Annotated in this window: 9 protein-coding genes and 1 other annotated feature; of the genes, 3 read left to right on the forward strand and 6 right to left on the reverse strand. The window is 49.4% G+C overall.

Translation table 11 applies throughout. The annotated features are described in order from the left end of the window. Positions 1–180: 180 nt before the first annotated feature. The 4 genes from DEF47_RS07585 to rplJ all read right to left on the reverse strand — a co-directional run bounded on the left by DEF47_RS07585 (position 181) and on the right by rplJ (position 2,597). Complete coding sequence (locus DEF47_RS07585) at positions 181–960, reverse strand: PfkB family carbohydrate kinase (protein WP_012187703.1); 780 nt, start codon at positions 958–960, stop codon at positions 181–183. Continuing rightward, positions 957–1,454, reverse strand: a complete 498-nt coding sequence (locus DEF47_RS07590) for a hypothetical protein (RefSeq protein WP_012187702.1) — start codon at positions 1,452–1,454, stop codon at positions 957–959. Before DEF47_RS07590 ends, DEF47_RS07585 begins: the two co-directional genes overlap by 4 nt. Before the next feature lie 140 nt (positions 1,455–1,594). Further along, positions 1,595–1,987, reverse strand: coding sequence for a 50S ribosomal protein L7/L12 (gene rplL, locus DEF47_RS07595; protein ID WP_012187701.1), 393 nt, complete (start codon positions 1,985–1,987; stop codon positions 1,595–1,597). An 85-nt stretch (positions 1,988–2,072) separates the two neighbouring features. Beyond that, positions 2,073–2,597 (reverse strand): 50S ribosomal protein L10, encoded by a 525-nt coding sequence (gene rplJ, locus DEF47_RS07600; RefSeq protein ID WP_012187700.1) that lies wholly within the window; start codon positions 2,595–2,597, stop codon positions 2,073–2,075. An 18-nt stretch (positions 2,598–2,615) separates the two neighbouring features. Next, positions 2,616–2,773 (reverse strand) — a sequence feature (ribosomal protein L10 leader region). Positions 2,774–3,069: 296 nt separating this feature from the next. Between rplJ and DEF47_RS07605 the strand changes: the two genes are divergently transcribed. The 3 genes from DEF47_RS07605 (at position 3,070) to DEF47_RS07615 (ending at position 5,820) form a co-directional block, all read left to right on the forward strand. Next, positions 3,070–4,428 (forward strand): acetyl ornithine aminotransferase family protein, encoded by a 1,359-nt coding sequence (locus DEF47_RS07605; RefSeq protein WP_012187699.1) that lies wholly within the window; start codon positions 3,070–3,072, stop codon positions 4,426–4,428. A gap of 107 nt (positions 4,429–4,535) precedes the next feature. After that, positions 4,536–4,808 carry a hypothetical protein gene (locus DEF47_RS07610; RefSeq protein WP_012187698.1) on the forward strand — a complete coding sequence of 91 codons (273 nt, stop codon included), beginning with the start codon at positions 4,536–4,538 and terminating at the stop codon, positions 4,806–4,808. Between the two features lie 352 nt (positions 4,809–5,160). Further along, on the forward strand, positions 5,161–5,820 hold the full coding sequence (locus DEF47_RS07615) for a DUF4386 family protein (protein ID WP_012187697.1): 660 nt from the start codon (positions 5,161–5,163) through the stop codon (positions 5,818–5,820). Between the two features lie 84 nt (positions 5,821–5,904). Here DEF47_RS07615 and DEF47_RS07620 read toward each other — a convergent pair whose 3' ends face one another. Then, on the reverse strand, positions 5,905–8,160 hold the full coding sequence (locus tag DEF47_RS07620; protein WP_041303797.1) for a tetratricopeptide repeat protein: 2,256 nt from the start codon (positions 8,158–8,160) through the stop codon (positions 5,905–5,907). Positions 8,161–8,249: 89 nt separating this feature from the next. Next, on the reverse strand, positions 8,250–9,932 hold the full coding sequence (ltrA, locus tag DEF47_RS07625; RefSeq protein ID WP_012187695.1) for a group II intron reverse transcriptase/maturase: 1,683 nt from the start codon (positions 9,930–9,932) through the stop codon (positions 8,250–8,252). Positions 9,933–10,545: the final 613 nt, after the last annotated feature.

Here is a 10,545-nt window from a genome sequence, read left to right on the forward strand (position 1 = left end):
AATCCCCCTGCACCCCCTCAAGGGCATAAAGTGGTCATCATTCAATTCATCGATGAACTACTAAAACATTGGTTAGAAGGGAAAGACCTGCCCTCTCTCCCGCCCAGCGAGGCGAGGGGGAACCACCAAATCAAAAGCCCCTCACCCGCCGCAGTGGGCGAGGGGTTGGGGTGAGGGGTTTTAAATCAATTGGCCACTAATTTGCAAGGCAGCTTGTTGGCAAGCCCAATCAGCGGCTTGCAAGGCCGAACTCCCCTGCTGAATGCGCCAAAACCAAGCTGCCGCCCACACATCGCCCGCTCCGGTTGGGTCGCTCACTTGCGCTGGATAAGCCGCGACATGCTGAACCTCAGCATTAACCCAAATCGTTGCGCCGCGTGAGCCTTGGGTCATTGCGACCAAACCACAGTGTTGCGCCCAATCAGCAACGAGCTGCACATCGCCAGCAACATCCTCATCGCTCACCACCAACGCATCAATTTGGGCTAGCTCAGTTGGGGTTGGTTGCCAACGTTTTGGTTGGATTCGGCCTGAACTATCCCAATGCCTGAGCCAACCCTGAGCCGTCAAGCCAATCAAGGCCTGCGGAAAAAGCTTGCGCGGCGGAATTGTGGTTAATTCTTGGGCCAAGGGCGCAAGATGCACTAAGCTGGCTTGTTGCCAATATGGCGCAAGATTCGCCCAATCCAATTGGGTTGGCGCGGCATGCAGCCATTGCGTGCGAGCATCACCCTGATAGCGATTTTCAAAGGTGGCAGTGGCGCGGCTAGGCAAACGCACGAGCGTGCTGGTGCTTGGCAAATCGAAAATTAGCTTGGCGTGGGCTGGCGTGATGATCGTGGTTGCAACCCCCCAAGCGGCTAGTGCTCGCGCTGCAAATGTGCCAGTACCACCTTGCTGCCAGCCAGTTGCTGTACGATCGCGAGTTAATGCCCCGATCAAGAGATACTTAAGGCTCATGGGGTCTGCTCCAACGGCAAGTGAATGGTATGCTGTGGGCTGCCGCGCATAAACACAAATGGGTCAAGATAGGCGCGGTAGGTGATATTGAAGACATATTTGGTGTAAGTGGCCTCACGTTCCAAGCCAAAACGGGTTTTATAACTCAGCTGGCCCCATTCGCCAATTGCCAACTGCATCAAACTTGTTGAAATTGTTTGTTCAGGCAAGCGCAACAGCACCTCAAGCTGGGGGATCGTATTGAGGCGCAAGCCCAAACCATTATGGTACAAATGGCGCAAATCGCTATAGGTACGCAAATTAGCCCGCGTTGGGCGGGTATAAGCATTGGTTTCATCGAATTCGGCGTGATGCAGCACAGCGCCTTGGACAAAACCATTGGGAGGGAGCGGCATAACACTTAAACGTTCAGGTGTGCCTTGACACAACTGCGGCGGACGTTGGCCGAGGGGCACTGTCCAACGCGTTTTGATAAGTTGAACAACAACAAGCATGGCAACTCACAACTGAAAAAAAGCCTTCTCCTCAGTTTAATCCAATTTTGGCAGAATGGCGGGCGACAAGCCTGAAATTAACAAAAAAACCGACGTTTGAGGGCTAAACCCCAAACGTCGGCTGAAAGCCAAGTAAAAACTTACTTGATTTCGATTTCTGCACCAGCAGCGGCCAAAGCAGCCTTGGCAGCTTCGGCTTCTTCTTTGCTGACACCTTCTTTGACTGGTTTTGGAGCGCCTTCGACCAAATCTTTGGCTTCTTTCAAGCCCAAGCCAGCGACAACTTCGCGAACGGCTTTGATGATCGCGATTTTCTTGTCGGCTGGAGCGCCCTTCAAGATAACGGTGAATTCGGTTTGTTCTTCAGCAGCAGCGGCTGGAGCATCGCCAGCAGCAGCAACGCCAGCAACCATTACTGGAGCAGCAGCTGAAACGCCGAATACTTCTTCCATTTCCTTAGCCAATTCAGCAGCTTCAACCAAGGTCAAGCCTTTGAGTTCTTCCAACAATGCAGTTACTTTTTCTGAAGCCATGAGTGTAATTGCCTCCAAAGCAATAAAATAGGGATTTCAAAGTTGATTTGGCGAAAAGGCTAGGCGATTCGCCGAACGAATGCGATTAGCCTTCAGCACCTTTTTGTGCGTGTGCCCCGAGGATGTAGGCAATATTGCGCATAACACCCTTCAAGCCACCGACAATTCGGCTTGCTGGAGCATTGATACCGCCCAAGATCTTGGCCAAGCTTTCGTCACGGGTTGGCATTTTGGCCACCCGTTCGACATCTGCGCCAGTGATTTTTGAGGTACCGACGATCCCGCCTTTGACCTTAATATCTTTCTTCGATGCTTTGAAGAAATCATCAATTGCCTTCGCCACGCCTGGAATATCATCGTATGAAAATGCCAGTGCGGTTGGGCCACCCAAGAATTCTTCAATTTCAGTTTTACCTGCTTCGCGTGCTGCCAAGCGGGTCAAGGTGTTTTTTGCAATAATCACCTCGCCACCTTTTTCACGAACCTTCTTGCGAAGTTCGTTCAATTCGGCAACTGTCAAGCCGCGATAGTCGGCAACTAAAAGCATTTGAGCGCGGTTTAGGCGATCGGTTAATTCGGCAACGGTTGCAACCTTAGCTTGTGTTGGCATTCCGTTCACCTCCTTTCACAGGCAAATAAAAAAGCCCTGAGTGTAACGACACGCAGAGGCAGTAGCACACAAATGTGTGGAAGATTGCAATAATCTATCAGCTACCTCGGCGGGCGATGCTTGGCATCATTAAGCGCGAACGCACCTGCTGTCTACGGTGGTATTTCTTGTACCGAAGCGAGATTATAGCAGGCTTTGGATGTTTCGTCAAAACGTTGTTGATCCACGAAGGACACGAAGGACACGAAGATATGGCTATTGGCTTGGGAGATCCTTGGAAATTTAAAAAATCTTCCACTAGCCTAGACCCTACTCTGCGTTAGAAGCCCAATCCCCGACCCCTAGCCCCTGACCCCTATTTTGCCTTTTGACTTCTGCCTTTTGACTTTTGATTTACCTTTGACGCACTAGAATGGCTCGGATAGAATGGGTAGGAATACCTATCACTGTGCCAACGGTGGGTATTTTGGCAATGTCGCCTATCAACCTGTTTAAGGAGTTCCCCGTGACTGATCTGCTGACGACGATTCCTGGCCCCCGCGCAACTGCCCTAGTTGATCGCGATACGGCGGTAATGGCCCCATGTAGTGGGCGGGTCTATCCTTTTGTGATGGATCGTGGCCTTGGTTGTGAAGTGTGGGATGTTGATGGTAATCGCTATCTCGATTTGAATGCGGGGATTGCGGTGGTTTCAACGGGTCATAGCCACCCGCGGCTGGTGCAAGCCCTACAAGATCAGGTATCCAAGTTTATCCATATGGCTGGAACTGATTTTTATAATGAGCCAATGGTCAAGGCTGCCGAAAAAATCACGTCGTTGATGCCTGGCTCTGGCGAGTGGCAAGTATTTTTCGCCAATAGCGGCACTGAATCAGTTGAAGCAGCAATCAAATTGGCGCGATATTACACCAAACGCCAAAATGTCATCGGCTTCTATAGCTCGTTCCATGGCCGCTCATATGGTAGCTTATCGATCACCGCCTCGAAGCCCTACCAACGCAAAGGTTTTTTCCCCTTGATGCCTGGTGTATTCCACGCCTTCTATCCCAACCCCTATCGCACACCTTGGGGCGTTGAGCCAGAGCGCGTTGCCGAAATCTGCTTGGATTTTATCGAAAAGACCTTGTTTACCACCACCACCCCTGCCGACGATGTAGCGGCAATTATCGCCGAGCCAATTCAAGGTGAAGGCGGCTATGTTGTGCCAGCCCCAGGCTTCTGGCAAGGTTTGCGCGATCTCTGCGATCGCCACGGCATTTTGTTGATCGCCGATGAAGTGCAAAGCGGTGTTGGCCGAACTGGCAAAATGTGGGCAGTTGAATATGAAGGCATTGTGCCCGACATCATCACCAGCGCCAAAGGCATTGGCTCAGGCGTGCCAGTGGGCGCGATGGTCGCCCGCAAAGAAATTAGCAGCGTTTGGAAACCAGGCGCACACGGCAATACCTATGGTGGCAACGCCTTGGCCATGCGAGCCGTCTACGAAACCTTGTGCCTCGCCGAAGAAGAATTGATGGCTAACGCCAACGAAGTTGGTGGCTACTTCAAACAACGGCTGCACGAACTCGAAGATCGCTACGAATGTATCGGCGATGTACGGGGCCGTGGTTTGATGATCGGCATGGAATTCATCAAAGATAACGTCAACAAAGATCCGCATGGCGATCTATCCAACGCTGTGATGGAAGAATCGTTCCGCCGTGGTATGTTGCTGCTGACCTGTGGCAAATCGACCATCCGCTTCTGCCCGCCATTGGTGCTGACCAAAGATCAAGTTGATGAAGGTATCAATTTGTTGAACGACACCTTGCAAGCCCTCGGCGCAAAGTAATTATCAATCAATACCTGCGAAGCGTAGCGATACTACGCTTCGCAGAGTTTTGCTGAATCACTTATCAAAACCAATAGTATAGCCATACTTCAAAAGGATGGTAGGTTATGAGCCAACTTTCCCTTGATACCAGCGCAAAAGCCGAGGAAATCCAAATTAACATCCTACGGTCAATGAGCATTATTGAGAAATTACGTTTGGTTGAGCAACTCAATCAAACCCGTGATCGGCTAGCTTTCTATGGGTTGCGCAAACGCTTCCCTCATGCGAGTAATCGCGAATTACAACGCCGTTTCTTTGATATTAAACTAGATTATGAACTAGCAAACAAAGTATATGGCTCAATTGAGCAATGGTGTAATGATGAAATCATTGAATAACCCCTTAGATATTATGACGTATATTGCTGAGATATTCGATGAATTATTGATTGAATATTTCGTTTGAGGATCGTTTTTAACCCAGAGGCGCAGAGATACAAAAATATGAAGGATGAGGGATGAAGGATGAAGGGATATGCTATGCGCATTGAGCTTGACGTTCTTAGCGGCCTTCGCGCTCTTCGTGGTTTCAGCCTTCGTGCGCTTCGTGTCCTTCGTGGATCAATTTGTGGAAACTCTCGCCCCCTCGCCGACGATAAACACCCCACAACAACACTTTGGTGTCTCCTTACCACCAGCCCTTGTTTTGTATGCTCAACCGCAGAAAGCTAGCCTCTAGTTGGAGTAAGCGATGCATAGCACACAAAAATGGGGTGGCATTGCCGCCTTGATCAATGGGTTTGCCTATATTATCGGCATTGGCATAGTCTTCACCCTTTTAGCCCCTTTTCTCGAAGCCAGCCAAGCTGAAAAGATCAGCTTTTTGATCGAACATCAAAACTTGATGGCCCTGTGGTATCTGATTATTTATTTGGTCGCTGGAGTTTGGATGGTTCCGCTGGCAATTGCCTTGCATCACCGGCTGCAGCAAGCACATCCGCTGTTGATCCAGGTAACCACAGCTATGGGGATCATTTGGGCGACCACGATTCTTTCTAGTGGTATGTTGTTGGTCAACAATATCAAAATTATTGCCGATCTTCAGCAGCAGAACCCTGAGCAAACCCTCGCTGTCTCGACGGCAATTTCGGCGGTGGCGAGTGGATTAGGTGGGGCAATCGAGTTGCCTGGCGGCGTTTGGGTCAGCTTAATCAGTATTGCAGCCTTGCAAACTAAACGCCTACCTAAAGCACTCAATTATCTTGGCCTGCTGATTGGCGCATCGGGCATCGCAATGACGGTTCCAGCGATCGCCGCAGTTGGCACGCTCTTCGGTATCGGCATGATTGGCTGGTTTTTGTGGGTTGGAGTAGTTTTAGTTAGAACAAAGAACATAGAGCATAGAACATAGAAATGGGGCTATGGGCTATGGGCTATCGGAACGTTTTGTAGAATGAGAATGATTCCGATAGCCAAAAGTCTCTAGCTGATAGCCTCAACACAATTTACTGCGCACCAGTTCAAGCCACTCTTGCGTTGCCTGTGTACTTGCATGTTGAGTTCCCAAAACCTTTTCACGGATGCTCAATACTTGATCAAATAATAATTCTGCTTCACGATAGCAAGATTGATGATACAGTGTAGCTGCCAAGTTATATTTTGTTGATAAACTGTCAGGATGATTAGTTCCTAAGCTTTGCTCACGAATTTCTAGCACTTCGCGATAGATTACTTCTGCTTCAAGATAATGTTGCTGTTTACTCAATATCCAAGCAATATTATGTTTAGTAGTAATAATCTCAGGATGATTAATCCGAAGCGTTTGTTCACAGATGAGTAATACCTCACGGTACATATATTCAGCCTGTTTATAAAGCCCTTGTCCATTTAATGCCCAGGCGATTCCATGTTTTGTTGTTAACGTATATGGATGGTTCAAGCCTAAAATAAGCTCATAGATTGGCAGAACTTCCCGATAGATACGTTCGGTCTCGGCATATCGACCCTGATAACCTACGTTGTTAGCAATTTGACGCTTGGTTGCTAGAGTATCAGGATGATTTACACCAAATATTTGCTCTTGATCCTTCAATATTTCACGATACATCCGCTCTGCTAAGGCATAATATCCCTGTTTACTGCGAATTGAAGCTAAATTATGTTTTGTCAATAAGCTATCCCAATGTTCTTTTCCTAGACTCTGTTCTTGAATCGTTAATATCTCGCGCAGAATTTGTTCTGCATCAGCATAATTTCCTCGCAAAAACATGGCAGTTGCATATTCTTTTTTACTTTTAAGGGTATGGGGATGATATTGGCCTAAAACTTTTTTACGTAACCTATATACTTCGTTAAAAAGTTGTTCAGCCTCTTGAAGTAACCCTTGATCGCCAAGTACATCAGCCAGGGCATGTTTTGTATTAAGAATGATTGGATTTTCTGTTTCAAATAGTTGGTTTTGGGTTGATAAAACTTCTCGATAAATGTGTTCTGCATCAACATACTTACCTTGACGATATAAACAAAGTCCTGCTTGATAGCCTAATTCGCCAGCATAATCTGGATGTTGGCTCGCTTGGCGATCCGAATATTCAAGATGGGGCAGCAACATTTCAATTTCCCGCATTGCCCATTGATCATGATAACGGTTGCTGAGCATTATCAATGCTTGTTCAAGCGATCTATAATTTTCAGGCTCATTCGCCGCATCAAGATCAATAATTACATCAGCCATCAGCGGATGTAAACGCGGTTGAGTTGGGTCATTGAAAAAGCCCGCTTGGGTTAATTCCCATAGATATTCGGTCAGGCTATCATCATCGTAGCCGCTAGCAGCTTGCAATAACTCCCATGGAATAACCACATTCGGCGCACAATAGGCCATCATCAACAATAAACGCCGACAGGCTTGGCCTAATTCGGCAGGCAACAACCCATAACTCACTTCAACTGTATCGCGCACGCTCCAAAAATTATTAATTGTATTTTGATGGAGCTTACTGGTTGGCTTAACCATCGCTTGCAAGCTGGCAATCCGTTGGTTTTGCAGCGCTGCAATATACTCAGCCGCAGGCTTGCGAAAATAAAATTTCAAGCTTGAGCCAACTAAATGCAAAGCTAAAGGCAAATGCCCCACCAATTCAGCCAACTGATCAGCATCGGTATCGCTGAGATAGTTGTTGATATTTGGCTGAGCAGCTAGTTGTTGTAGCAATTGGCGGCTTTCAAGCGGCGGCAAGGTATCAAGTGTAATTAAATTTGTGCCTTGCCATTGGCTGCGCCGACTAGTAACCAACAGTTGGCAACCACTGCTAGCCTGGGGACGATAGGCCGTGAGCAAGGCTGGATCTTCACAATTATCGAAAATCAACAAGCGTGGTATAGGTTGATTAAATAATTCACGCACCACCCGCAGCCGCGTTTCAGGCTTAACTTCATAACGCCACTCGTCTGGTTTCAGGCTATCCCAACAACGATCAAGGCTGGCTTGGAGGGTTTCGTTGGTAGCGGCATACAGCCAAAATACCCCGCCCGCAAAATAGCTACCATAACGATGGGCAAATTCTAGGGCTAGGCTACTTTTGCCAATCCCGCCCATACCTGTGGCAAGAGCAGTTGGTGTAATCAGGGTTGGGTCGGAGCGCAACATTGCTTGAGCCAATTGATATAGTTGGGCCTCACGCCCTACAAAATCGCTCAGTGGTTGATAGGGCATAACCGAATGTGGTGGCAATTGGCTGCGTTCAGGCAAATGATCTGTCGGGTAGCAGGAGCGTATTACTACACTCCCGCCCCCTAAGAACCGGACGTGCGAGTTTCCCCGCATCCGGCTCAAGCCTCTCACTTGCCTCTTTCGAGACACGGTTTCACTTCGGTTAACCTCTGGCTATGGATTTGCGTATGGCATGTGGGGTGGACTAACATACGGTTTTCCGCCGTGTCTGTTCCGCCGTCGATCCGCCGAATGACGTGATGGTTGTGCCATCCCGTCAGCATTGTGATCGGTTCTTGGCAACAGGGGCAAATTCCGTTTTGTCGTTTCCACAAGTGCAGGAGTTGTCGTCGTCCCTTGAGGGTTGATGCTATCTTTACCCCAAGTCGGGTTTCAAAATACATCTCCCACGCTGGGTCGTATGGATTAGCCGCTGCTCGGATTTTGACATGCCGTTTAATCGGCACGTATCCTGCGGCAACTAAACGTATTGGGCGACCTGCACTATCTCCCGAAAACACCCACTGATTTCCATTGACTGGTCGGAAGTATTTCTCTTTGATCCAGCGTTTTGGTTTGTTGGCATGTCTTCGTTTTGCCCAGCGCCATAGCGCTTGATAAATTGCATGGCCCATAGATTGAAACACAGCCTTTGAGACAACATGATGGTGATAGGCTGTCCATCCCGAGATGATGGGATTGAGCAGCCGGATCAACTTCTCGGCATCCAAGGCCATATTGGCTTTGATCGTGGCTCGGATTGTGGCGAGGAATGTCCGTTGACTCGCCGTTGAGGGCTTAATCAGCAGTATCCCCTTGTACTTGCGTACATTCTGTCCAAGAAAATCAAAGCCTTCCTCAATGGTCGTGATCCGCGTTTTCTCCGGTGCGAGTTCCAGACCTCGTTCCTTGAGGAATGCTTCTACCAGCGGTTTGACTGTCTGTTCGAGCAGTTCTCGCGATCTGCCTGTGATAATGAAGTCATCCGCATACCGCACAAGATTGACTTTTGCGGCAATACCGCGAACTGTCCTTCTGGGGCAATGCTCCAAGAGGATTCGTTCGAGGCCATCCAGCGCGAGATTGGCTAATACTGGCGAGATAATCCCGCCCTGCGGTGTGCCGTGCTCGGTGGGGTAGAGCGTTGTTCCTTCCATGTACCCGGCCTTTAACCATTTCTGAAGGATGGCTTTATCCATTGGGACATGAGCCAAAAGCCAGTCGTGGCTAATTCGGTCGAAGCATGATCGGATGTCGCCTTCCAGAATCCACGTTGGTGCCTTCCGTTTCGCGAGTGCAACAAAGCATTGCCCAATGGCATCTGCTGGTGCCCGTTCTGACCGAAATCCATAGGAGTTTGGGTCAGCGGTTGTTTCCGCGATGGGAGCAAGCGCAAGCAGGTGGAGTGCCTGCATGGCTCGGTCGTGCATCGTTGGGATGCCAAGGGGTCGTCGTTTTCCATGCTTCTTTGGAATGTAGATGCGTCGCAACGGACGCGGCTGATAGCCACGTCGTCGCAACGATCGGATGGCCGTTGCTTTCTTTTCGGGGGTGTCCCAGATGACCTGATCCACTCCCGGTGTCCGTTTGCCTTGGTTTTCCGTCACTCGTCGCACGGCAAGGGCTTTGCCGCTGAACGAGTGGGTCAGGAGCCGTTGCAAAGCTTTCACCTTGCCATAGCGTCCCGCCTGTGTTGCCTTCACGATACGGGATTGCAGCCGACGCACAGTTTGGTTCACGTGTTGCCAGTTAATGGCATGCCACTCGACCTCACTGCGGGAGGCCGCACCAGCAGAGGTTTCTGCCATCATTTGCTTGTCCTCCTAAATCAGTTCGACAATAGCTCTCGTGAGGAGAGACCCAAAGCGGAAGTCTGCCCGCTTTCGCGTGGCGGGATGTTTCACCGCCTATCCGTTCGATTACGGAACGGCATTCGCTTTTTCCGCTGTCCTATACCCGCCATCCCGTTGGTCAACCTTACGGTGTTCTACCCTTTTGGGAGGATGACGGGCTTACCGTGTTCCGCGTGAGAAACAGAATGGGGTAGGTCTGCTCTATTCGCCGGGGGCGTTGATTATCCACGATAGGGAAGCCTTCAGTCCCTATACTCGCCACCAGTACCATTTTGGTGAAAGCCTGTCAGCATCTTTGGCTCCTACAACCTTACGACGTTTAATCGAGCATTCACGTGTGTTGACCATACCATTCAACCCTAGTTCCTATCCGCTGATGATGCTTGCAGATTGACAAGCGCTTTACAGCCCTTGTCCCGACCAGTCGGTCGTGGATACGTTGTCCTCGGGCTTTCCACGGGACGTTACCGTCCCGCAGTACCGAGTAGGGTACTGCTGGTGGAACAGCAGGCTCCATCCGGTGTTTGCACCGTAGAGCAGTTTCTTACGCGACCTCACGTCGCACAAAGGC

Source organism: Herpetosiphon sp. (assembly GCF_003512625.1).
Taxonomy (GTDB): Bacteria; Chloroflexota; Chloroflexia; order Chloroflexales; family Herpetosiphonaceae; genus Herpetosiphon; species Herpetosiphon aurantiacus.

Bases quoted from the DNA above. Each gene is read 5' to 3' on its own strand.
- DEF47_RS07585 (WP_012187703.1), bottom strand. From the start codon at position 960: ATGAGCCTTAAGTATCTCTTGATCGGGGCATTAACTCGCGATCGTACA.
- DEF47_RS07590 (WP_012187702.1), bottom strand. From the start codon at position 1,454: ATGCTTGTTGTTGTTCAACTTATCAAAACGCGTTGGACAGTGCCCCTC.
- rplL (WP_012187701.1), bottom strand. From the start codon at position 1,987: ATGGCTTCAGAAAAAGTAACTGCATTGTTGGAAGAACTCAAAGGCTTG.
- rplJ (WP_012187700.1), bottom strand. From the start codon at position 2,597: ATGCCAACACAAGCTAAGGTTGCAACCGTTGCCGAATTAACCGATCGC.
- DEF47_RS07605 (WP_012187699.1), top strand. From the start codon at position 3,070: ATGTCGCCTATCAACCTGTTTAAGGAGTTCCCCGTGACTGATCTGCTG.
- DEF47_RS07610 (WP_012187698.1), top strand. From the start codon at position 4,536: ATGAGCCAACTTTCCCTTGATACCAGCGCAAAAGCCGAGGAAATCCAA.
- DEF47_RS07615 (WP_012187697.1), top strand. From the start codon at position 5,161: ATGCATAGCACACAAAAATGGGGTGGCATTGCCGCCTTGATCAATGGG.
- ltrA (WP_012187695.1), bottom strand. From the start codon at position 9,932: ATGATGGCAGAAACCTCTGCTGGTGCGGCCTCCCGCAGTGAGGTCGAG.